19 protein-coding genes are annotated in these 22,815 nt (G+C 55.8%); 12 read left to right on the plus strand and 7 right to left on the minus strand.

All coding sequences use genetic code 11. The features are described 5' to 3' along the window. Positions 1-1,100: 1,100 nt before the first annotated feature. Together AC3G2T_RS01195 and AC3G2T_RS01200 are read right to left on the minus strand one after the other, a co-directional pair. Positions 1,101-1,541, minus strand: coding sequence for a bactofilin family protein (locus AC3G2T_RS01195; protein ID WP_474682213.1), 441 nt, complete (start codon positions 1,539-1,541; stop codon positions 1,101-1,103). Next, positions 1,541-2,527 carry a M23 family metallopeptidase gene (locus AC3G2T_RS01200; protein WP_488434241.1) on the minus strand — a complete coding sequence of 329 codons (987 nt, stop codon included), beginning with the start codon at positions 2,525-2,527 and terminating at the stop codon, positions 1,541-1,543. Before AC3G2T_RS01200 ends, AC3G2T_RS01195 begins: the two co-directional genes overlap by 1 nt. Before the next feature lie 247 nt (positions 2,528-2,774). Here AC3G2T_RS01200 and AC3G2T_RS01205 point away from each other — a divergent pair, with 247 nt between their 5' ends. Further along, complete coding sequence (locus AC3G2T_RS01205) at positions 2,775-3,971, plus strand: hypothetical protein (protein WP_488434242.1); 1,197 nt, start codon at positions 2,775-2,777, stop codon at positions 3,969-3,971. Here AC3G2T_RS01205 and AC3G2T_RS01210 read toward each other — a convergent pair. Then, the gene (locus AC3G2T_RS01210) at positions 3,904-4,476 is read right to left on the minus strand and encodes a hypothetical protein (protein ID WP_488434243.1); all 573 of its coding nucleotides are present in this window, start codon (positions 4,474-4,476) and stop codon (positions 3,904-3,906) included. The genes AC3G2T_RS01205 and AC3G2T_RS01210 overlap by 68 nt on opposite strands. A gap of 103 nt (positions 4,477-4,579) precedes the next feature. Here AC3G2T_RS01210 and AC3G2T_RS01215 point away from each other — a divergent pair, with 103 nt between their 5' ends. The 7 genes from AC3G2T_RS01215 (at position 4,580) to AC3G2T_RS01245 (ending at position 10,243) form a co-directional block, all read left to right on the plus strand. After that, entirely contained in the window at positions 4,580-4,750 is a 171-nt protein-coding gene (locus tag AC3G2T_RS01215) for a hypothetical protein (RefSeq protein ID WP_488434244.1), read from the plus strand. Between the two features lie 3 nt (positions 4,751-4,753). Further along, positions 4,754-5,077, plus strand: coding sequence for a DUF2653 family protein (locus tag AC3G2T_RS01220; RefSeq protein ID WP_488434245.1), 324 nt, complete (start codon positions 4,754-4,756; stop codon positions 5,075-5,077). Between the two features lie 156 nt (positions 5,078-5,233). Beyond that, on the plus strand, positions 5,234-6,385 hold the full coding sequence (locus AC3G2T_RS01225; RefSeq protein WP_488434246.1) for a serine hydrolase domain-containing protein: 1,152 nt from the start codon (positions 5,234-5,236) through the stop codon (positions 6,383-6,385). A gap of 35 nt (positions 6,386-6,420) precedes the next feature. Then, positions 6,421-7,620: a serine hydrolase domain-containing protein gene (locus AC3G2T_RS01230; protein WP_488434247.1), complete on the plus strand. Its 1,200-nt coding sequence runs from the start codon at positions 6,421-6,423 to the stop codon at positions 7,618-7,620. Positions 7,621-7,625: 5 nt separating this feature from the next. Beyond that, entirely contained in the window at positions 7,626-8,435 is an 810-nt protein-coding gene (locus AC3G2T_RS01235) for an ABC transporter permease (protein ID WP_488434248.1), read from the plus strand. Further along, positions 8,432-9,214 carry an ABC transporter permease gene (locus AC3G2T_RS01240; RefSeq protein ID WP_488434249.1) on the plus strand — a complete coding sequence of 261 codons (783 nt, stop codon included), beginning with the start codon at positions 8,432-8,434 and terminating at the stop codon, positions 9,212-9,214. The genes AC3G2T_RS01235 and AC3G2T_RS01240 overlap by 4 nt, the downstream gene beginning before the upstream one ends. 15 nt (positions 9,215-9,229) lie before the next feature. Beyond that, entirely contained in the window at positions 9,230-10,243 is a 1,014-nt protein-coding gene (locus tag AC3G2T_RS01245) for an ABC transporter ATP-binding protein (RefSeq protein ID WP_488434250.1), read from the plus strand. Positions 10,244-10,248: 5 nt separating this feature from the next. Here the strand turns inward: AC3G2T_RS01245 and AC3G2T_RS01250 are convergent, their stop codons facing one another. The 4 genes from AC3G2T_RS01250 to AC3G2T_RS01265 form a co-directional block, all read right to left on the minus strand. After that, complete coding sequence (locus AC3G2T_RS01250) at positions 10,249-10,794, minus strand: hypothetical protein (protein WP_488434251.1); 546 nt, start codon at positions 10,792-10,794, stop codon at positions 10,249-10,251. A gap of 24 nt (positions 10,795-10,818) precedes the next feature. Next, positions 10,819-12,000: an MGDG synthase family glycosyltransferase gene (locus AC3G2T_RS01255; protein ID WP_488434252.1), complete on the minus strand. Its 1,182-nt coding sequence runs from the start codon at positions 11,998-12,000 to the stop codon at positions 10,819-10,821. Positions 12,001-12,069: 69 nt separating this feature from the next. Then, on the minus strand, positions 12,070-12,669 hold the full coding sequence (locus tag AC3G2T_RS01260; RefSeq protein WP_474682225.1) for a thymidine kinase: 600 nt from the start codon (positions 12,667-12,669) through the stop codon (positions 12,070-12,072). A 46-nt stretch (positions 12,670-12,715) separates the two neighbouring features. Continuing rightward, positions 12,716-13,693, minus strand: coding sequence for an HD domain-containing protein (locus tag AC3G2T_RS01265; protein WP_488434253.1), 978 nt, complete (start codon positions 13,691-13,693; stop codon positions 12,716-12,718). A 425-nt stretch (positions 13,694-14,118) separates the two neighbouring features. Here AC3G2T_RS01265 and gltB point away from each other — a divergent pair, with 425 nt between their 5' ends. The 4 genes from gltB (at position 14,119) to AC3G2T_RS01285 (ending at position 22,740) form a co-directional block, all read left to right on the plus strand. Continuing rightward, a complete protein-coding gene (gltB, locus tag AC3G2T_RS01270) occupies positions 14,119-18,711 on the plus strand; it encodes a glutamate synthase large subunit (protein ID WP_488434254.1) in 4,593 nt (1,530 codons plus the stop codon). A gap of 499 nt (positions 18,712-19,210) precedes the next feature. Beyond that, the gene (locus tag AC3G2T_RS01275) at positions 19,211-20,695 is read left to right on the plus strand and encodes a glutamate synthase subunit beta (protein WP_488434255.1); all 1,485 of its coding nucleotides are present in this window, start codon (positions 19,211-19,213) and stop codon (positions 20,693-20,695) included. Positions 20,696-21,530: 835 nt separating this feature from the next. Further along, positions 21,531-21,968: a PLAT/LH2 domain-containing protein gene (locus tag AC3G2T_RS01280; protein WP_488434256.1), complete on the plus strand. Its 438-nt coding sequence runs from the start codon at positions 21,531-21,533 to the stop codon at positions 21,966-21,968. Between the two features lie 307 nt (positions 21,969-22,275). Continuing rightward, positions 22,276-22,740, plus strand: a complete 465-nt coding sequence (locus AC3G2T_RS01285; protein WP_474682230.1) for a hypothetical protein — start codon at positions 22,276-22,278, stop codon at positions 22,738-22,740. Positions 22,741-22,815 lie beyond the last annotated feature (75 nt).

Here is a 22,815-nt window from a genome sequence, read left to right on the forward strand (position 1 = left end):
GTAATCCACACACCAGAGCCGGCCGCACAATCCAGGCTGCTACGGTAATCCACACACCAGAGCCGGCCGCACAATCCAGGCTGCTACGGTAATCCACACACCAGAGCCGGCCGCACAATCCAGGCTGCTACGGTAATCCACACACCAGAGCCGGCCGCACAATCCAGGCTGACCCGGCAACCCACACGTCAGAACCGGTCGCACAATCCGCCTGCGCGAGGAAAACCTGCAAAAGTACATCTTTTTCTCGAGGGATACGCCGACTACGGAATATTCCTGCAATTGTGCAGGCTTTTCACCGCGAACGTGGGCTCAGGATCATTTTCGTCGAAAATTCCTGCACAATCGCAGGCTTTTCGCCAAAATGAACCATTTTTGTGGAAAAAACCTGCACTTTTGCAGGTTTTCTCCCTTCAAGCCGCGTTGTCCCCCCCCCCATTTCAGCTTCACAACCGAGCAAGAGATGCAACCCGTCCGTCGCTGATAAACAATCTAATTGTTCGCAAGTTTTCTACACGTTTAAGGAGGTACGTCCGTCCGTTTTCTCACTAAACAGCCTGCACAATCGTGCACAATCGGAGGTTTTTGGCTTGCCCCCGCAGCTGCCACAGGCTTTGCGTCTAGCCCACCGCGCATCTTGCCCGCCGCTTGCGAAGGTGCGCAGGCTTGCCACGCCGGCTCATGAGCGAGCGGCTGTGCAGTCCCGAAAAAAGGGGCCGCCCCAAACTAACCCCGCCCAACGTCCGCCACGGTTGGTGAAAGTTGGCCCAACGGGCAGCCATGGTGGGTGAAAGTTGGCCCAACGGGCAGCCATGGTGGGTGAAAGTTGGCCCAACGGGCAGCCATGGTGGGTGAAGGTTGGCTCAACGGGCCGCCACGATGAGTGAAAGTTGGCTCAACGGGCCGCCACGATGAGTGAAAGTTGGCTCAACGTCCGCCACAATGGGTGAAAGTTAGTTCGAGACAGCCCTTTTCGGCATGTCATCGGCTTATGTGCGCCTTTCGCACCGCGCGCATCTCCCAGCGCGCGGTGTTGCGCTGCATGACGGCGGTTGGTCGACTACTTGTGTTACCGTGCTTCGCGCCAGCCGATCAGGCGTTTAGTTCGCGCCGGCGGCCTGCTGCTCGCTTTTTTGCTGCATATGTGCTTTGGCGTCGATCACTTTGCCGCTGCTGCGCTCGGCGGATGCAGCGCTCATCAGGCTGCTGCCCTGAAAAATGCCGCCTTCCTGAATCACGACAGAACGCACGTCGATGTTGCCGATCAATATGCCGGAGCTCGTTATGATGAGCTTGCCTTTGGTAAAGATGTTGCCTTTGACTTTACCGGCTAAAATGACATCGCGGGCATGAATGTTCGACTGAACGACGGCATTTTCGCCGATTGTAATATCCCCGGCGCATTCGATATCGCCGTTGAACTGGCCTTCGATGCGCACGCTGGCCTCGGAAATCATTTTACCCTCGCAAATCGTGCTTTCGCCGATTAACGTATCGGTCGTTTTGGCATCGATGCTTCTTACTTTGCCGTTTTTGAACATTAGCGTTCATCCTTTCTATCGGAAATGAGATAAGGAGTGGGGTCGATCTGGACGCCGTTCTTATGTACCTCGTAATGAAGATGAGTTCCCGTGCTGCGGCCGGTTGTTCCGACAAGACCGATGTTTTGGCCTTTGGTTACGGTTTCTCCCCGCCTGACGAGCAGCTTGCTCATGTGCATGTATTCCGTCTCCAGCCCGCGCGAATGATCGACAATAATATGATTGCCGTGTTGATCGTCATAGCCGGATTCGATGATTTTGCCGGCCGCCGTCACATAGACCGGATCGCCCAGTTCCCCGTCAAAGTCGATGCCCGTATGCATGGTCGGTTTTTGCGTAAAAGGGTCCCGTCTGATGCCGAAGCCCGATGTGATCGTGTGCGAGACGATCGGCCACAGCGTAGGCGTAATGCTGCGGAGCCGCTCCGCTTCCGCAAGTTTGGCCTCGGATTCCGTCAGATTGCTCAGGAGCTGGTTAATGTCTCCGACAAGCGAGCTGAGCCCTTGCTTCGTATTGGCGACAAGCTGAAATACTTGCCCGGAACTGACGGGCACTTCTTCACCTCCGACATCGTTTCTTGTTCCGGATGGAGTCGGGCTTTTCGTGCTTGTCCCTCCGGTCTGGCTCATCAGTTGGACGACGTGATTCAGCTTTTTGATTTCTTCCAGCTTCGTTTTGAATTCCTCGGCTTTCTGCGACAGGTCGATCAAATTGTTTTGCAGCTGTTCAAGCTCGCCATTTTTAAGGGAAATTTGATCGATCCATTGACGCTCTTGTCCATCAAACGACTCCTGCATCGTGGTCGTCGCTTCATTGAAGTAGGTATTCATCAAGTAAATGGTTGCAAAAAAACCGATCAGCACAAGTGCAATGACGCTGGGCACCACATAAAGGCTGCTTTGTGGAAGCTTGATTCGTACGGTTCGACGGTTGGCGCCCGGAATAATCATTAAGGTCAGTTCCTTTTTACCCCAGATGAACTTCAACCGATATCCTTCCTTTCCGTAACAAAGTCTCCCTCCTTGTTTTCGATTGTATTCGTCAAATCTTCGAGTCATGCCTATTTTATTTGGACAGAAAATCAGTAAGCCCTTTACAGGATGTCCACATGGTACGAGCAGAATTTGGAAAAAAATACATGTTTCACGGAATTCGGTAACATACTAGTGCAGCTTTGCCTATAACTTTTTGATGGTTGGCATCGTCTATACGAGTATAAGGAGGGAATATGAAATGAAGCTGAAAATATTTATGTACACGGCCATCATGGCCATTCTTCTTGCAGGGTGCGAACAAACGGTCGGGACTGCCGGGGAAACGCAGCATCCGGATGCCCGCCCCGCCGCCGGTCAATCGGCATCTCCGCAGCCGACGGCCCTTTCGAGCGCGCCTCCAGTGAGCGCCGCCGAAAGCCCGGCTCCCAGGGTGCCCGCCCAGACTCAAATGGGCAAAGTAACGGCGGTTCGACTCGCCGATGCGAAGTCCGGCTGGGCCGGCGGCGAAGGCTGGATCGCCAGAACCGATGACGGCGGAGCGCATTGGCAAATGCAGTACCAAGGCGCAGGCGCGGTCAAGCAGCTGTTCGCCTTGAATGGCCAGGAGGCGTGGGCGACCGTTGGCGATAACACGGAGCTGCTGAGTACGACCGACGGCGGCAAGCATTGGAGCAAAGCCGGAAAAGCGCCCAACCAGGGCTTCCTGCACTTTGTTTCCAAACAGGAAGCCTACAGTGCGAATGCAAAGACCTTAGACGGCGGCAAAAGCTGGACCCAGCTTGCCGTGCCTGCGAATATCGTGGGGGATGCTTATTTTCACGATAAAGAGAACGGCTGGGCGGCCGTGCAGGCCCAAGGCGCCATCGAAGTGCAGCGTACGCAGGACGGCGGCCGTACGTGGCACAAGGTCATGTCGCGGCAATCGGCAGCGCCGCTCAATGGAGCCGTCATCCGGTCGGCGGGCGCGAATGACGCATGGATCGAGCTCATCGGCGGTTCCGGGATGACGCAAACGTCGTACTCCTTGTTTCACACAGCAGACGGCGGCAAAACATGGCAGACCGTCATCGCCAATTCGACGGCCGGAGGAGGGCCCGCGCCCGGGTTCCCGCTTGGCTACAACGACGGTCCGTCGAATACGGGGACGAAGCCCGGCCAGCTTTATGTCATGAACGGCCAGGTTGCCTTCATGGGCGGCCAATGCCCGTCTTGCGACAACGGACAAAATACGATCGGCTGGACGAAGGACGGCGGCAAAACGTGGACGAACGGGAAAGCGTCATTCAGCGGATACGGAGAGATGCTGCTGGCAATGGCCGATGCCGAACGGGGCTGGTGGATCACCACGGACAACAAGGAGCCGTCCGTCATGTATACAACCAAAGACGGCGGGGCGAGTTGGACCAAGGCGCATACTTTTGCCAAGCCGCAATAACTTTGTGGAAACTTTGATGAAACTTCTCGATTTGTGTCGCCGTAGTATAAGGTATAAAATAGAATAGATAAGTCTTAAGAACAAGGTGGAGACAAAAAGTGAAAACAAAAGTTATTGCAATTTTGACGGCTCTTTTATTAGTCGCTAATACATCGATGGTTGACGCGAAAAGCAGCGCGCCCAGCACGTCGTCACGCTCGGGTTCGTTCTCGACCGGCTCCGGCTCCAAGTCGAACTCCAATTTTAGCGGCGGTTCCAGCAGCAAAACGTCGCCAAGCACATCGACCGACAGCAGCAGCTCTAGCTCGAGTTCCAGCTCCAGCTCCGGTTCGTCCAGCAGCTCGACCTCCTCAGGTTTCAGCGGCGGATCGTCCAGTAAATCGACCGTACCGAGCATGTCCAGTTCCAATTCAAGCTCAAGCACTAGCAGCAGCACGTCGGGCAGCACAGGGTACCAGCGTCCTTCGTCCAGCGTAACAAGCGGAAGCTCGATTAATCCTAACAACGGCAGAACTTACAGCAGAGGCAGCACTTACTCGGAAACCGTTCCGTCCGGAACGCGGGTCAGCAGCTTCTGGCCGGTAGTAGGAGCTTTCGCGGCAGGGTCGATGCTCGGCTCGATGATGCATCCGTGGGGCGGCTATTACCCGGCTTCCGGCGGAGGTTACGTGCACCAATCGTTCTCCTTCTTGTCTTTGATTATGGATTTGATTGTGATCGGGGCGATTGTCGGTTTGATCATGTATGTGTACAGAAAGATGCGCAGAAGGAGCTACTAAACGATGAGAATATTATTGGACCAACAGGATGTTTTGGACTCCGTTCATGTGTATATCGCCGCTCAGGATAACCGCGGGAGAGTGGAGGGAAGCGCCCCGCACAACGTTCATGAGGTGGAGCTTTTCTATAACGAACGGCAGGGGTTTTCCGCCAAAGGTTTGTTGTACGGCAGGCAGTACCGTCTGAATGAACGGGAAGTCATCGATGCCGTGGCCGTGTATATGTCGTCCTATTATTCTTTCCGGGCGGACCGTCTGCTGGTCAAGCTTTCCTGGGACGAAGACGGACAGGGAGCATTCAGCGCCGACGTTCTTGTAGAACGGTAATTTCATAATCAGGCATGTCAACGAAAGGATCCGGGGAAACCCGGATTTTTTTATTTTAACCAAGAAATAGGATAGACATCGGTCTTAACGCTCACTTACAATAGTAAGGTCTTACATTTCCATGATTATCCAAACAAACGACGAGGATGGTGTACGATGGAGCAGCTTATTGCAACAGGAAACGGTTGGACGGACATAAGCCCGAAGGAAGCGGGATTTGACGCTTCGGCTCTGCAACGGCTTGATGAGCACTACCGGCATTTGATTGACATCGGGACTATTCAGGCTGCGGGCTACTTGCTCGCGCGCGGCGGCCGGGTGTTCGCGCACCGATCGATGGGCAGGCAGACGTGGCAGCCGGACAGCGGGCCTTTGCAGCCGGGAACGATCCGCAAGGTGTATTCGATTACAAAAGTATTCACGGCGGCTGCCATTCACCGGTTGATCGATCAGGGGAAGCTGCACTTGTCGCAAAAAGTAAGTTCAATCGTGCCCGAATTCGATACGGGGCTCCATCGGGATATTAGTATATTTCATTTGTTTACGCATACATCCGGTCTTTCCGCTGATCCGGGCTTTTATGCCGAGCCCTACGGGCTGCCGTGGTACGAATGGTGGTACAGGCAGGCCAAAGAATCGGGCCTGACCGATAATTGGATCAAACTTTTGCTTAGCGGGCCACTGCAAAATGAGATTGGCAAGGAGTGGATCTACTGCTCGGCCGGATACGTCATTTTGGCGGAAGTCGTTTCACGGGTGTCCGGAAAGCCGTATGAGCAGTACGTCATCGATGAAATCGCCGCCCCGCTGGGGATGAAGCACACCTTCTTTGAAGTTCCCGGGCATCTGCACGAACAAGTGTGCTATGTCGACGAATGGGAAAGGGGGGAGTTGTACAATCCCCAGCCGTTCGAGGGACGACCGCCGCGCGGCGGCAACGGTCTTTATTCCACCTTGGAAGATTTGTGGCGGTTCGGGCAAATGATGCTGAACGGGGGCGTATGGGGCGGTACGAGGATATTGTCCAAACGGGCGGTGGAAATCCAGACGACAAATCATCTGCAAGGAATCCCGCACAACGGATGGGGGGACAGGAAAAAAGATTACCCGTTCGGCCTCGGCTGGTCGCTGTACGGCAAAGACCTGTGCTCGCCGGGCACGTTCAACCACGAAGGCTTCGGACACTGCGGCTTGTACATCGACCCGGTCGAACAATTGGTATTCGTATTCTTCGTTCCCAGCATTAAAGGCTACACGGACGAATCCGTCGTCACTCCCCGTGCGATCGCATGGTCGGGACTACTATAAAGCGGTCAACCGCGGAAGAAAGGTGAACACCTCTCATGCTTACACAAATGTCATTCAGCCATATCAGTCCGGAAGAGGCGCGGTATGAACCTCAAGCCATCAACCGGCTGAACGATCATTTTCAACAGCTAATCGATAAAAAGAGCATCCAATGCGCCTCCTACATGTTGATGCGGGACGGAGAGATATTTGCCGGCGGAGCGTTCGGCCGATTGTCGCATAAAGACGACAACCATGCGCCGTTCAACATCGATTCGATCCGCAAGTCGGCGTCAGTCAGCAAGCTGTTTACCGCGACCGCCGTGTTTCAATTGATCGAGCAAGGCAAGCTGTTTCTGGATCAGCGGGTTTCCAACTGGATCGAAGAGTTCAAGCATCCTTTATTCGAGCGGATACAAATCTGGCATTTGCTATCCCACACGTCGGGACTTTCGGCGGATGGCGGCTATTATACGGAGCCGTACTCGCGAGGCTGGTGGTCGGTGCTGTTCGCATTCGATCCTGACCGCGATTCTGAAAAGAAAAGCGAGGACGAGCTTGCGAGATTGCGCCGAACGGCATGGATTCGCGCGATGTTGTCCGGGAAGCCGCTCCATGAGCCGGGCGAAGCTTACGCGTATTCCACTATCGGCTATGCCGCGCTTGCGGAGATTGTCGCCAGAGCGTCAGGGATGCCTTTTGAGAGCTATGTGATGACTCATATCGTGGAGCCTCTTGGCATGACGCGCTCTTTTTACGAGGTGCCCGAATCGCTTCGCTCTGAAGTGTGTACGGTCAACGACTGGGATGAAAAGCATTTGAAAGACGAAGAAGATGGGAACGATCCTTACGCCCACCTTGCAATGCCGCCCCGCGGCGGGTACGGATTGTATTCTACGCCGGAAGATTTGTGCAAATTCGGGAATATGCTGCTGGGCATGGGAACCTGGCGTGGGGTTAAAATTTTATCCCGCAAATCCGTGGAGCGCATGCTCCGGAAGCCCTCTGGCAAAATCGGCGGCGTGCATTGGGGAAACCGTCTTGAAGATGTTCCGTTCGGGCTCGGCCCCTGGATGCCGAGCGGCGACGAGTGGGTGTCGCCGGGCTCGTTCGGCCATGAAGGGGCCGGGCGCTGCAAGCTGATCGTCGACCCCAGGGAAAGAGCCGTTATCGTGTTCTTCACACCGTCCGCGTCGGAGTGGTCGGCCGAGTCCGTCATTTCGCCGCAGACGATCATTTGGTCGGGGTGGCAGTAGCATCCATGAGAACGCTTCCGCAGTCGATTGCCGCAGTAGGCCTCGCCACTTACAAGGAATGGGCGGCGTTTCGGTCGCATATGGCCGTTTCGCTGCTTGTCGGGCCTGTCTTTTATTTGGTTCAGTATTTTATCTGGCATGCGGTGTATGAAGGGCGCGAGCAGATCAATGGCCTGACGCTGCATCAAATGCTGGCCTACTACGGTATTTCCGCCGTCATTCATTATTTGATTTTCGATTTTGCGGACTGGAACTTGCAGATGCTCGTCCGAACGGGGAAGTTCGTGACGTTCGCGCTGCGCCCGATGCCGCACTGGCTGTTCGCCCTGGCCCAAAAGCTGGGGCATCGCACGCTGGGCTTCTGGATCGAGTTCGTGCCGATCGGGCTTTTGTTCCTGTTCGTTTTTCAAGTCGATCTGATTCCGGTTCATCCCGGTTGGGCGGTCTTGTCGATTGCGCTCAGTTTTCTGATGAACTTCATCATCAATTACATGGTGGGATTGACGGCTTTCTGGCTCGTCAGAGCGGAAGGCATCCGCCGTGTGATGCTGCTGCTGAAGGATATAACGGCGGGCGTGTTCGTGCCGCTTTCCTTTTTTCCGGAGGCGCTGCAAAAAGTGCTGTTTTTCCTGCCGTTTCAGTTCATCGCTTACTTGCCGACGCGGGTCATTATCGGCGATTACGAGCTGGCGGGCATCCGTCTGCCGCTCGCGCAAGCCGTCGCGCTCCAGGCGATTGCGGTGGCGTTGATGGGCGCGTTGATGCTGGTTCTTTATAATGCGGCGCTGCGGCGGTTCACGGGGGTGGGGGTATGAGAGGACTTGCCGCCTGCTTTGCGGCTGTGATCCGCACCAAATTCGGCGAGCAGATGGCGTACCGCAGCCATTTTTTTCTGAGCATCGCGCTGCTTGTGGCGGGCGACCTGATCGTGCCTTTGATTACAGTGCTTGTGTATAAGTCGGGGGCGTCATTTCCGGGCTGGACACTGCATGAAGCGATGCTTATTCAGGCTATTTTCGCTTTATCCAAAGGAATCGCCTTTCCGTTCTTCTTCGGAATGATCGGCACGACGCTCGGGCATGTCCGCGAGGGCACGTTCGATTTGCTGCTGCTGAAGCCGCGCCCGGTACTATTCATGTCGATGCTGTACGGACTTGATGTCGACGATTTTGGCCGTTTGTTCGGCGGGGCGATCTTGTTCGGCTATGCGCTTTCGGGGATTAAGGCGCCGACGGCGGCGGAATGGCTGCATTTTGCCCTTATGCTGTTTGTGTCGCTGACCGTGCTGGCTTCGTTCTCGTTTGTCATGTCCGCGCTGTTGTTCAAATGGGTGGGCAGCAGCCGGGTTTACGATATTTTCGATGCGGTCACTGCGTTTGGCATGTATCCGGGGACGATTTTCGCCAAGTCGTTTCAAAACCTGCTGACCTACGTGATGCCGATCGCATTGATTGCTTTTATTCCGGCTCAGGCTCTGCTCGGCCAGGCGGGTGCGGAAACATGGCTGATGACAGCTGCCGCTCTGCTGTTCCTCGCTCTGACGCTGGGCTTCTGGCATCGCATGCTGCGCCACTATACGAGCGCAGGCGGATAAGGAAAGGGAGATTGTATGATCGAGATGCGGGATTTGACGAAAACATATACGACCTATGAGCGCGGGCACACCTGGAAGGAAATGCTCGTGAATGTGTTTCATCGGCCGATGAAGGAAGTGTGCGCGGTGCGCGGCATTTCGCTTCAGGTCGGGCAGGGGGAGATGGTGGCGTTCCTCGGGCCGAACGGCGCAGGGAAATCGACGACGCTCAAAATGCTCAGCGGCGTTCTCCATCCGACGTCCGGCGAAGTCCGGGCGCTCGGGTATGTGCCGTGGAAGCAGCGGCGCGAATATGTGCGGCATATCGGCGCTGTTTTCGGGCAGAAATCGCAGCTGCTGTGGGATATACCGCCGATCGATGCGTTTTATATGAACAAATCGATTTACGGCGTACCCGACAAGCCTTACAAGGATACGCTGGAGGAATTATCGTCCCTGCTCGGCGTAACCGGACTTATCCGCAAGCCGACGCGGCAGCTCTCGCTGGGGGAGCGGATGAAATGCGAATTCATCATGGCGATGCTGCATCAGCCGAAGCTCGTTTTTTTGGATGAGCCGACCATCGGGCTGGATGTCATCGCCAAGGAGAACATCCGTGATTTTATCCGCAGCATGAATAAAAAAGGGACGACGTTTATTTTGACCACACACGATCTGGACGATGTGGAAGCTTTGGCGGAGCGCGTCATCGTCATCAATCACGGGGAGATTGTCTTCGACGATGGCTTGCAGTCGCTGAGAGGGCGGCTCGGCAGCAAAAAGATGGTGCGGATTACGACGGAGAAGCCGCTGCGCGACAGCGATCTGCAGGCAGGCATCCGCCTGCTGAGCAGAGGCGGCGATTGCGAGCTGGAGCTGGAAATCGACACGGAGACGCTGCCGCTCAAGCGTTTTATCGCGGAGATCAATGAAACGTACGGCGTGCACGATATGGCGATCGCGCCTTTGGCGATCGAAACGATCATGAAGGAGCTGTACCACGCGGATGCCCGCCGAGAGGCGGCTCCGGCGGGGCAAGCTTCCCGCTGACGGCCTCAGCGCGGCGGCTGGTCCCCATCGCCGCTTTTTCCGCTGCCGTTCGCGCCGCCGTCATTGCTGCCATTGCCGCCGTTTCCGCCACCCCCGCCGTTCCCGTTCCCGTTCCCGTTGAAGAACGTATCGGTGAGCGCGCGGATCTTTTCCATAAACTTCCCGTAGCCGTACCCGGTCAGGAAGGCGACACTGATGCGCGCTGCCATGGAATCGCCTACCTGCAGCAGCAGGATGCCGCTTTTGAACAGCACGATCGTGACGATGGCCGAACCGAAGCAGAGCATGGGGCGCATCACATACCAATAAATCCATTGTGTGGTCAGATTGTGATAATGCTCATGAAACATCCGCAGCCCGTAGAGCGCCCCGCCGAGCGCGCCGGCGAAGCCGAAAGAAGCGTAGTCGCGGTACAGCTTCACATCGATGCCCAGCAGCTTCCCTTGCAGCGTTCCGCTGCCGAGCACGGCCATCATCCAGAGGCTGCCGATGAACCAGACGAGCAAATAAGCGAAGATGAACTGTTTGCCGAACCGCTGAACGGGCTCCATAAAAAAACACCGCCTTACAAATGGTTAATACCATTGTATGAGCGGTGTTTTTGTTGATGACTGTATATAGGGGCGATTCTCGGACAGCTTCAAATGGTGAATGATCGCTTTGGAGCAATCCTGCGCCCGGAACTGCTGGCGGGAGCGGATGTCCGACCGGCGCTGCAGCAGAAGCGGGTACTGCTCCAGCAGCAGCCCGAACCAGTGATCGATCATTTCCAGCGATGTGATCATTTGCCCGTAGCCCTGCTCTTGGAAATATTGGCAGTTCTCTTCCTCCTGCCCCGGAATAGGGCTGTAGAACAGCATCGGGATGCCTTTGGCCATCGCCTCGGTGCAGGTCATGCCGCCGGGCTTGGTGATCAGCAGATCGGAGATGTCCATCAGCTTGTTGATTTCCTGCGTGAAGCCGATCAGATGGACGTTCGGATGCCGGAAAGCCGTTTCCCCGAGAAGCTGCTGGCGCGCTTTTTCGTTCGTGCCCAGGCAGATGAGCAGCTGAACGCGATCTTTCCAGGTGGCGATATAAGTCAGCAGGTCTTCTTTTTCATCCTTCTTGAAAATGCCCCAGCCGCCTCCCATGACCATGACCGTAGGCATATCCTTCAGGCCGAACTCGCTGCGGATTTGCTCTTTGCTGTGCTGGCGGCGAAAATTCGGATGCACGGGGATGCCGGTAACTTCCACTTGCACCGCCGGAACGCCGCGTTCGATCATCCGCTCTCTGACCGTATTCGTCGAGACGAGATATTTGTCTACGGCCGGGTCGATCCAGGTGCCGTGCGCGTCGTAATCGGTGATGACCGTAAAGAGCGGCACGGATAGGCCGGCTCGCTTTAACCGGGATACGATAATGCTCGGAAAAGGGTGCGTGCAGACGATGATATCGGGCTTCAACTGCTCGATCACGGCTTTCGTCTGCGAGTAGAAGAGCCGGTGCAGAGCAAGTCCTGCGACGCGATTCAGCGATTTTTTATGCTGATGGCGGTAGATCATACCATATAGTTTGGGCTGTGTAGTCACCGTACGGCGGTATGCCGAAAAAATCAAGGGAGCCAGCGTCGGATGCAAAAAGGCGCCGAGCTCGATCACGCGCGTAATAATTTCGGAGGAGCTTTGCCTAAGCTCCACGGACAGCGCGTGCGCGGCTTGAGTATGTCCTTTGCCGAAGCCCTCGGATAAAAGCAGGATCCGTTTTTTGCGCAAGGCACTCACCTTTCTCTGCGATCAAGCCGTAACCGGCTTTTCGCGATCAGACTGTACAAGATTAGACGTTCACTCCGGGGCCTGGCCCTTCACTAACGGGGTTGCCAGCTTTCGTTTTGCGGCATAGCATTTGCGGCATACCGGCACGTAGCTCTCATTGCCCCCGATCTGAATTTGCTCGCCGTGGAATATAGGCTCTCCGTCTTTGCACCGCATATTCATAATCGCTTTTTTGTCGCAGTACCAGCAGACCGTCTTAATCTCCTCAATCGTATCGGCGACTGCGAGCAGCGCGTTGCTTCCTTCAAACAGCTGCCCGAGGAAATCGGCGCGAAGCCCGTAAGCGATGACGGGAATGTCCAAATCGTCCACGATATCGATCAACTGTCCCACCTGCTCTTTATTCAGAAACTGGGCCTCGTCGACCAAAATGCAGTTCGGCCGCTCGTCGCGCGCCATTCGGATCATATCGAGCTGATCGTCGACGACGATGGCGCTTTTGTACATACCGATGCGGGAGGTGATCTTGCCGACGCCGAACCGGTCGTCCACTACCGGGGTGAACAGCAGCACCTTTTTGCCCTGCTCCTCATAATTGTGGGCAACCCGCAGCACTTCAATCGATTTGCCGCTGTTCATCGTTCCATATCGAAAATATAATTTTGCCAACCCGGCCAGTCCTCTCTACGTAAATAAAATGAAAGAAAATGCACTGTCAAATGGTAAAAAAGTAGGTCGCGGCCAGCCGGTCCAGTTCGTCCAGCTTTCGTCTGGCGTCGATGCTCGCTTCCGAAGCGGGCCTGCCTGCGATCAGCGGCTGCTTTTTATAAAGCTTGCGAATATTGACTTGAATGCTGCCGGGCACAGGCTCGTAGGCGATTCGAATCCGATGGGGCTCGTACATAAGCACATTCATGATTTCCCCGGCCTGACTGTCGCCGCTTTGCAAAAGCTCCTGAATCAATTCATGGTCGGTGAGCGCGGGAATCCGCTCTTTCGCGTCCGGCGAGGCCCCGCAGTGGAGCGTCGCGGCTTTGGCCAGCAGCGCATCCATCGCCAAAAATTCCGGCTGCAGGAAGATCCGGTGATCTTCCACGACGGCGTGGATGAGACCCATAGCGGTATCGGCATCCGCTTCCAAATAATGGCCGCGTATCCGCAGCTTTCTAATCAGCTCGGAAGGCGGCTGCAGATGGCGTCCGGCGGCATAAGTATCTCTTAAAAAGCTGTCTAGGTGATCCAGTCCCATAAGGGTCGTTTTGTTGGTTAACGGGCTGTCCTGATTCAATAAAGATACGATGGAAGCCGGAGACATGCCGTATTTCACTAAAATTTGCTCCACTTCGCCGCTTGTCAGCAGCTGCCCGGTGCGCTCATGATGATCGAATCCGATCGTGCGCTCGATCGCATGGGAAAAAGGCAGATGCCCGATGTCGTGAAGCAGAGCGGCAACCCGCAGCTGCAGATCGTCCGGGAAAAAATGAGCCATGAGCGACCAGACGCCGACGGTGTGCTCGAATCGGGAATGGGTCACGGGCGAAAACAGCGCAGAGGCGCCGAAATGATGCAAAAACTTCAAACGCCGAACCGGCTGCGACCGGAAGAGCGCGATCTCTACCGGGTGAGCTTGAATCTCCAAACGGTATAGAGGCTCCCAAATCGTACCGGAAGTAAACGTGTGCTGAATACTCAAAACAGGGTCCTCCTAGGGTGTGATTCTGGATGGGCGTTTCATTGCAGCGGCTTAAGCTATCATAGCATGAAATAGAGAAGGTTCGCTATCATGAGCGTATGAAATACAATCGCAAAACATGCCTTTTAAGCAGCAGGGACGCGGATGAAGGGGCAAATGCCGGTTTCCGAAAATAGGACTGCCGCCCGGCCGCATAGCCGTTAAGTCCCGGTGTTTGAAAGTGTGGTAAGGGCCTCTTAACCGCACCTTGAAAAAGAATTATTTTTAATAGTCTGAAAATCCATTCTTTTCAATTTTTTCAATTGATCAATAGGAAACCAGATGATAATATAAAATGAAAATAGGATTTTACTGCGTTAAAGCACACCATAGAGTCTGTCCGATGAACCCGGTAGAAAAAATCAGGAAAAGAAAGGTTGCCCAACATGAAAAGAAACGGATTACCTCCCAAACAGGGAATGTATGATCCTCAGTTCGAGCATGACGCCTGCGGCATCGGCTTCGTGGCCAATATTAAAGGCGTCAAATCGCACGAAATCGTCAAGCAGGCGCTTAAGGTGCTTTGCAACTTGGATCATCGCGGGGGCCAGGGCTGCGAAACCAATACCGGCGACGGAGCGGGCATCCTGATGCAAATTCCGGACGCTTATCTCCGGGAGGCATGCAAGCAGGACAATATCAAGCTTCCGGCGGCAGGCAGCTACGGGGTCGGCATGGTTTATTTGCCGCAGGATTTGGAAGCCAGACAAGCGTGCGAAAATATGATCGAACGCATCGTGAACGAAGAAGGTCAGTTCTTCCTCGGCTGGAGAACGGTTCCGACGGATAACAGCTCGCTCGGCGAATCGGCCAAGTCGGCGGAGCCTTTCGTTCGCCAGGTTTTTATCGGCCAAGCAGGGGACACCGCAAGCAACCTCGATTTTGAACGCAAATTGTATGTCATCCGCAAGCTTTCTGAAAACGCTATCTTAACATCTTACAGCAATATTCCGTTCTATTATTCCAGCTTGTCCAGCCGTACTATAGTTTATAAAGGAATGCTGACCCCCGGGCAGGTGGATGCTTATTACTTGGAGCTGCAGGATGACAAAGTGGAGTCCGCGCTTGCACTCGTTCATTCCCGCTTCAGCACGAACACGTTTCCAAGTTGGGAGCGCGCGCATCCTTACCGCTATTTGATTCATAACGGAGAGATCAACACGCTGCGCGGCAACGTCAACTGGATGCATGCGCGCCAGGCGATGTGCGATTCCGAGTTGTTCGGCGAAGATTTCAAACGCATTCTTCCGATAATCGATACGGCCGGTTCGGATTCACAAATGTTTGACAATACGCTGGAATTTCTGATGCTCGCGGGACGTTCGCTGCCTCATGCGGCGATGATGATGATTCCCGAACCCTGGTCCAAGCACGAAACGATGGACGACGAAAAGAAAGCGTTTTACGAATATCACAGCACTTTGATGGAGCCATGGGACGGCCCGGCCGCCATAGCCTTCACGGACGGAAGCATCATCGGCGCGGTGCTGGACCGCAACGGCTTGCGTCCGTCGCGCTATTACGTGACGAGCGACGATTTGATCGTGCTCGCTTCCGAAGTAGGCGTGCTCGATATAGCCCCCGAGAGCATCGTGCACAAAGAGCGCCTGCGGCCCGGCCGCATGCTGCTTGTAGATACGGTCGAAGGGCGCATCGTGTCCGACGAAGAGATCAAAACCCGGATCGCCGGCGAACAGCCGTACCGGGACTGGCTCGACAAGCACCTGGTCAGCCTGGAGGAGCTGGAGGACGCGCAGGCGGTGCCCGGCTCCGATTTCGATACCGTGCTGCAGCGCCAGCAGGCTTTCGGCTATACGTTCGAGCAGCTGCGCAAAACGCTGGAGCCTATGGCCAAAACAGGCGTAGATCCCGTCGGCTCGATGGGGATCGACGCTCCGCTTGCCGTGCTGTCGGATCGGCCGCAATTGATGTACAACTACTTCAAGCAGTTGTTCGCGCAGGTCACGAATCCGCCGATCGACGCGAACTTCGAAGAGATCATTACCGCACAGGGCACGACCATCGGGCCTGAACGCAATCTGATCGCCCCCGAGCCGGAAAGCTGCCGCCAGATTCGTCTGAAGACGCCTTTCCTGACGAACGGGGAGCTTGCGAAGCTGCGGCATATTCAGCGCGAAGGGTTCAAAACCGTTACGCTTCCGATTTTGTTCGACGCCGCACAGGGAGCCTCCGGTCTGGAAAGCGCGATGCAGGCGCTGTTTGCCGCCGCCGATCGGGCGATTCAGGACGGAGCGACGCTGCTGATCTTGTCCGACCGCGGCGTTGACGGCGGGAACGCGCCGATTCCGGCGCTGCTGGCAACGTCGGGGCTGCATCACCATTTGATCCGCGAAGGCACGCGCACCAAAGTCGGTCTGCTCGTCGAATCCGGCGAACCACGGGAAGTGCATCATTTTGCGCTGCTGCTCGGCTATGGCGCAGGGGGGATCAATCCGTATCTGGCGCTCGAGACGCTGGACGACATGGTCCGCCGCCAACAGCTGGCCGGCGTGGATATGGAGAAGGCGACGGCCAATTATTTGAAAGCGGCGACGAAAGGCGTCGTCAAAGTTTTGGCGAAAATGGGCATTTCCACGATCCAAAGCTATCGCGGGGCGCAAATTTTTGAAGCGATCGGGCTTAGCCAGGAGTTCGTCGACCGGTATTTTACATGGACGTTTACCCCGGTCGGCGGCATCGGCATCGACGTGGTGGCGCAGGAAGCGCTGCTTCGCCATAACCGCGCTTTCTCCGGGCAGGAGGGACGCGACCGCGTGCTGGATACGGGCGGCGATCTGCAGTGGCGCAAGGACGGCGAGGAGCATTTGTATACGCCGGAGACGGTGCATGCACTGCAGACGGCGGTGCGGACGAACAACTATGCGATGTACAAACATTTTGTGAAGCTCATCCGGCGGGAGGATGAGAAATATATGGCTCTCCGCGGCCTGCTCAGCTTCAAGGACGGGCGCGAGCCGGTCCCGATCGAAGAGGTGGAGCCGATCGAGTCGATTTTGCGGCGCTTCAAGACCGGAGCCATGTCATACGGCTCCATCAGCAAGGAAGCGCACGAGACTTTGGCGATAGCGATGAACCGCATCGGCGGCAAGAGCAATACCGGCGAAGGCGGCGAGCATCCGGAGCGCTTCGCGCCGGACGCAAGCGGCGATCTTCGCCGCAGCGCGATCAAGCAGGTGGCGTCCGGCCGCTTCGGCGTCACGAGCCATTATCTCGTCAACGCCGACGAGATTCAGATCAAGATGGCGCAGGGCGCCAAGCCCGGCGAGGGCGGCCAGCTGCCGGGATCGAAGGTGTACCCCTGGGTCGCCGAGGTTCGCGGGGTTACTCCGGGCGTGGGGCTGATCTCGCCTCCGCCGCACCATGACATTTATTCGATCGAGGATTTGGCGGAGCTGATCCACGATCTCAAAAATGCCAACCCGCGCGCCCGGATCAGCGTGAAGCTGGTTTCCGAAGTCGGCGTCGGCACGATCGCTGCGGGCGTAGCGAAAGGCAAGGCGGACGTCGTTCTGATCTCCGGCTACGACGGAGGAACGGGCGCATCGCCGCAGACGAGCATCCGCCACGCCGGACTGCCGTGGGAGCTGGGGCTGGCCGAGACGCATCAGACGCTCGTGCTCAACAACTTGCGCAGCCGGATTGCCGTCGAGACCGACGGCAAGCTGATGAGCGGGCGCGACGTGGTCGTGGCGGCGCTGCTGGGCGCCGAGGAGTTCGGCTTCGCGACGACTCCGCTCATCACGATCGGCTGCGTCATGATGCGCGTATGCCATCTGGACACCTGCCCGGTCGGCGTCGCGACGCAAAACCCGGAGCTGCGCAAAAAGTTTGCCGGCGACCCGCAGCATGTCGTGAACTTCATGACTTTTATCGCGCAGGATGTGCGCGAGATTATGGCGGAGCTCGGCTTCCGCACCGTCGAAGAAATGGTCGGGCGCACCGACGCGCTGGAGTCCAGGCAGGCCGTCGAGCATTGGAAGGCGAGGGGCATCGACTTGTCGCCGCTGCTGCACCAGCCGGAAGCCGGCGAAGACGTGGGGCGCTTCTGCCAAATCGAGCAGGATCACGGCCTGGACCGTTCCCTCGACATGACGCGGCTGCTGGCCATCTGCGAGCCTGCGCTGGAACGGAAGGAGCATGTGCATGCGATCCTTCCGATCGCCAACACGAATCGTGTCGTCGGCACGATTCTCGGCAGCGAAGTCACCCGCCGCTATGGAGCGGAAGGGCTGCCGCACGATACGATCCGCCTGCATTTCAACGGCTCGGCGGGCCAAAGCTTCGGCGCTTTCGTGCCGAAGGGGATCACGCTTTCGCTGGAAGGCGATGCCAACGACTACGTCGGCAAAGGATTGTCCGGCGGCAAGCTGGCGATTTTCCCGCCCGCCAAGTCCGTATTCGTGCCGGAGGAGAACATCATCATCGGCAACACCGCTTTTTACGGCGCGACCGATGGGGATGCTTACATCCGCGGCATAGCCGGCGAACGCTTCTGCGTGAGAAACAGCGGCGCGCGTGCAGTCGTGGAAGGCGTCGGCGATCATGGCTGCGAGTACATGACCGGAGGGCGCGTCGTCGTGCTGGGGCGAACGGGCCGCAACTTTGCCGCAGGCATGTCGGGCGGCATTGCCTACGTGCTCGATGAGCAGGGCGATTTTGCCGGCAGGGTGAACAGGGAAATGGTTTTGCTCGAACAGTTGGAAGAAACTTACGAAATGAATGAGCTGAAGACGATGATTCAGCATCATGCCACGTTTACCGACAGTTCGGTTGCCCATCACGTGTTGAACAACTGGGAACAATTCGTCTGGAAGTTTGTGAAGGTTATTCCGAAGGACTACAAACGGATGTTCGAAGCGATCGAGAAGGTGAAACGTTCCGGACTCAGCCAGCAGGAAGCGGTTATGGTCGCTTTTGAGGCGAACATGAAGGACGTGTCGCGCGTCGGCGGCAATTAGGAGTTTGTCCGACGGAGTTACTTTTGTGCATACCGGATGAATCATGACCGCATATATTGCCGCTTACGCTGCATGATTACTATCATTTTGCAGATATATACCTTCTGCTGAGTTCTTCGGACAGTCCGCGAAATTCCGCAGGTTTTCGGCGTTAACGAACGCGGCCGGCGCCATTCTTTTACGCAGCCGGCCTTCCTGCGGAATGCTCAGCGAAAGCTTACGAAGAAAGCTTTCCTTACGGAAAAACTCAGCAGATGCTCACGAAGACAGTTTTCCTACGGAAAACTCAGCAGATGCTTACGAAGCCAGTTTTCCTGCGGAAAACTCAGCAGATGCTTACGAAGCCAGTTTTCCTGCGGAAAACTCAGCAGATGCTCACGAAGATAGTTTTCCTACGGAAAACTCAGCAGATGCTTACGAAGAGAGTTTTCCTGCGGGAAGTTCAGCAGATGCTTACGAAGCCAGCTTTCCTAACGGAAAGCTCTTAGGAGGAAACACAATGGGCAAACCAATTGGGTTTATGGAATATAGCCGTGAAGTAGCGTCCGAAGCTGCCCCGCTGGAGCGTATCGGCCACTGGAACGAGTTTGCGGTTCCTCTTACCGAGGAAAAGCTGCGGACGCAAGGCGCCAGATGCATGGACTGCGGCATTCCTTTTTGCCATACGGGCAAGCTGATCAGCGGAATGGCCGCCGGTTGTCCGGTCAACAACCTGATTCCCGAGTGGAACGATCTGGTCTACCGCGGGCAATGGAGGGAAGCGCTGGACCGCCTGCACAAGACGAACAATTTTCCTGAATTTACGGGGCGCGTTTGCCCCGCTCCATGCGAGGGCTCATGTACGGTTGGGCTGAAAGATACGCCCGTTACGATCAAAAGCATCGAAAAAGCGATCGTCGACAAAGGCTTCGCCGAGGGCTGGATCACAGCTGAACCGCCTGAAGTCCGCACAGGCAAAAAAGTGGCCGTCGTCGGGTCAGGTCCGTCCGGTCTGGCGGCTGCTGCGCAGCTCAATAAAGCCGGCCATTGGGTAACGGTGTTCGAACGGGCCGATCGCATAGGCGGGCTGCTCATGTACGGAATTCCGAACATGAAGCTGGATAAAAAATACGTGCAGCGCCGCGTCGATTTGCTGGAAGCGGAGGGCGTTACGTTTATTACCGGCGCTCATGTCGGCGTGAACTACCCGGTAGAAAAGCTGCAGGAGGAATTCGACGCGATTGTGCTGTGCGGCGGCGCGACCAAAGGACGCGATCTGCCGATCGAAGGCCGCGAGCTGGGCGGCATTCATTTGGCGATGGAATTTTTGGGAAAAAATACAAAAAGCTTGCTCGATTCCGAGCACGCCGACGGCGCATTCATCACGGCCGAGGGCAAAGATGTCATCGTGATCGGCGGCGGCGATACCGGAACGGACTGTGTGGGCACTTCATTGCGCCACAAGTGCAAAAGCGTCACGCAGTTTGAAATCATGCCCAAAGCGCCGGAGACGCGGGTGGCGAACAATCCTTGGCCGGAGTGGCCGAAAGTGTTGAAGGTGGACTACGGCCAACAGGAGGCCGCCGCCGTTCAGGGCGAGGACCCGCGCCGATATCTCATCAACACGAAGAAATTCGTCGGCGATGAGAATGGCAACCTGAAGGAGCTGCACACGGTGCTGATCGAGTGGCAAAAGAACGAGAAAGGCCAGTTCGTGCCGGTAGAAGTTCCGGGCAGCGAAAAAGTGTACCCGGCCCAACTGGCGCTTATCGCCATGGGCTTCACCGGTCCGGAAAATACGGTGCTGGAGCAGCTCGGCATCGATAGAGACGAGCGATCCAACGCGAAAGCCGAGTACGGCAAATTCGCCACGAACGCCCAAGGCATCTTCGCCGCAGGCGACATGCGCCGCGGGCAAAGCCTCGTCGTCTGGGCGATCAACGAAGGCCGCGCCGCCGCCCGCGAAGTGGACCGCTATCTGATGGGAGCGTCAAATCTGCCATAATTCTACAAGCAAAATGCAGAGCATCCTTTGTTGTAGGCGGCATCGCCGGCTTCCGTTCGGAAAAAGCCTGCAAAAGTGCAGTTTTTTGCTCGATGAGACGCTCGCAAAGAAAAATTCCTGCAATAGTGCAGGCTTTTAAGCGTGAACATGGGCTTAGGCCCATTTTCATCGAAAATTCCTGCACAATCGCAGGCTTTTCCTCCAAATGGACCGCATTTACGGAAAAAGCCTGCACTTTCGCAGGTTTTCCCGGCTGCCATGCCAATAGAGCCGCTATAATGAGGCACAGGAGGTTGATTACCGGTGCCTTTTCCTAACGCGCACGAATCCCGGCGCGCGTTTCGGCGCCTGCACATGGCGGCGTACCACTCGGCTTGCCTTGGGGCAAGTCCGGTTGCCCAGGCTTGCCGCTACGGGGCAAGTCCGGTTGCCCAGGCTTGCCGCTACGGGGCAAGTCCGGTTGCCCAGGCTTGCCGCTACGGGGCAAGTCCGGGTTGCCCAGGCTTGCCGCTACGGGGCAAGTCCGGTTGCCCAGGCTTGCCTTGGGGCAAGTCCGGTTGCCCAGGCTTGCCGCTTCCGGAGCAAGTCCCGGTGCCAAGGCTTGCCACCTCGGAACAGTCCGGGCGTATGTATTCGAACAGGCTGTCCTTACGGTTGTTTTGATCGTATGGGGCGGCCTTTTTAGCACGTCCATATCCCATTTGCCGCCCGCATCGGGCGTCGGGGTCGTAGTTAAATTATGGAATCCCCACATAATCGCTAGCTTTTATAGTATAATTAATAATATATTTAATAAATATACCAATTTTAACCATTGAAAGGACGTATTTATTGAATGAATCGCAATGCAATTCGGACTCTGTTTTCATTTTTGGCGGTTCCTGTGCTGACGGTTTCGTTGGCGGTGCCGGCTTTTGCTGCTGATAAAAATTACAGTATCACCGTCCATACTGCAAACGTGGCCGACGCCGGAACGGACGCCGACATTTATATAGGTCTCAACGGCAGTCTCGGGAACTCTCCGATGGTTAAAATGGATAAACCGTACTATGACGATTTTGAACGAAATTCGACGGACACGTACACATTTTCTTTCAGCGACGTAGGCATTGTCAAATCGGTTACGTTATGGAACAACATGACGGGAAATAAGGCCGAATGGCTTGTGGATTATGTCATGGTGAACGACGGTACGAATATTTGGTATTACTACAATACGAACGATAGCTGGACTAATCTTTATTCACAAAGCGTTACTTTAAACAAACAGTAGATAATAGTTAGTAGTAAGTAGCTAGTAGATAGCGAACAATCGCGAATTTGAGGCGTACTGCGGGCGCTGCGTGGCGGCGGCCGCTCCGGGTTAGGCCCGATGGCAGTCGGCGCTTGGCATTCCATTTTGTCGTCTCGCAGCAGCCGTGCAGAATTTTCTGCCCGGTTTTTTTCATGTGGGGCCGGCCCTCTGGGTTAAGGGGAAACAAAGCGTGAACATTTTCGGCTAATCATGTAAAATAGAAGGAACAGGCGGCCCCGGCTCAAGCACGAGCCGCCCGAATCGAGCGGAACCATGGGGTGAGCGCGTGAAGAAGGAAGATTTCGTTACGCAGGCGGAACTAAGCGCACTGCTTTCTAACAGCGGCAATTCCATGCAGGCTGACGAGCATCAGAACGGCCGCGGGCTCCATTCCTTGCATGAGGCGGTGCTGCTGCTTGCCAAGCAGATTGAACTGCTGCAAATCCAGATGCAGGGGCAATTCCAACTGCAGCAAAAGGAGCAGGAGCAGCTGCTGAGGCATTTCAAATACCAGCTTGAGCATTATTTACGGCAGCAGCAGGCGGTTGCAGGCATCGAGCAGCCGCAGCAGTCCCAACTATCGCAGCTTGCGGCGGAATATGCCGAAGCGGAAGTGTCCGCGGCGGACATTGAGGCTGCTGAAGCGGCCAATCCGGCGGCCGGCGAACAGCCGCCTGCATTTTCCCGCGTGCAAACGTACGGGAAAACCCGAAAAAGAAAAAAATCTTTGTTCGGAAGATTGTTTGAATAAAAGCAAAAAAGCCATTTTCATGACGGACGCCCTGCAAAGGTTCCTTCCATCGTTGAAATTGGCTTTTTGTTTGTG

The organism is Paenibacillus sp. sgz302191 (genome assembly GCF_057749925.1).

Excerpts from the sequence above, each read along its gene's own strand:
- AC3G2T_RS01230 (WP_488434247.1), top strand. The coding sequence starts at position 6,421 with ATGCTTACACAAATGTCATTCAGCCATATCAGTCCGGAAGAGGCGCGG.
- AC3G2T_RS01195 (WP_474682213.1), bottom strand. The coding sequence starts at position 1,541 with ATGTTCAAAAACGGCAAAGTAAGAAGCATCGATGCCAAAACGACCGAT.
- AC3G2T_RS01225 (WP_488434246.1), top strand. The coding sequence starts at position 5,234 with ATGGAGCAGCTTATTGCAACAGGAAACGGTTGGACGGACATAAGCCCG.
- AC3G2T_RS01250 (WP_488434251.1), bottom strand. The coding sequence starts at position 10,794 with ATGGAGCCCGTTCAGCGGTTCGGCAAACAGTTCATCTTCGCTTATTTG.
- AC3G2T_RS01235 (WP_488434248.1), top strand. The coding sequence starts at position 7,626 with ATGAGAACGCTTCCGCAGTCGATTGCCGCAGTAGGCCTCGCCACTTAC.
- AC3G2T_RS01245 (WP_488434250.1), top strand. The coding sequence starts at position 9,230 with ATGATCGAGATGCGGGATTTGACGAAAACATATACGACCTATGAGCGC.
- AC3G2T_RS01220 (WP_488434245.1), top strand. The coding sequence starts at position 4,754 with ATGAGAATATTATTGGACCAACAGGATGTTTTGGACTCCGTTCATGTG.
- AC3G2T_RS01275 (WP_488434255.1), top strand. The coding sequence starts at position 19,211 with ATGGGCAAACCAATTGGGTTTATGGAATATAGCCGTGAAGTAGCGTCC.
- gltB (WP_488434254.1), top strand. The coding sequence starts at position 14,119 with ATGAAAAGAAACGGATTACCTCCCAAACAGGGAATGTATGATCCTCAG.
- AC3G2T_RS01215 (WP_488434244.1), top strand. The coding sequence starts at position 4,580 with ATGCTCGGCTCGATGATGCATCCGTGGGGCGGCTATTACCCGGCTTCC.
- AC3G2T_RS01280 (WP_488434256.1), top strand. The coding sequence starts at position 21,531 with ATGAATCGCAATGCAATTCGGACTCTGTTTTCATTTTTGGCGGTTCCT.
- AC3G2T_RS01205 (WP_488434242.1), top strand. The coding sequence starts at position 2,775 with ATGAAGCTGAAAATATTTATGTACACGGCCATCATGGCCATTCTTCTT.
- AC3G2T_RS01240 (WP_488434249.1), top strand. The coding sequence starts at position 8,432 with ATGAGAGGACTTGCCGCCTGCTTTGCGGCTGTGATCCGCACCAAATTC.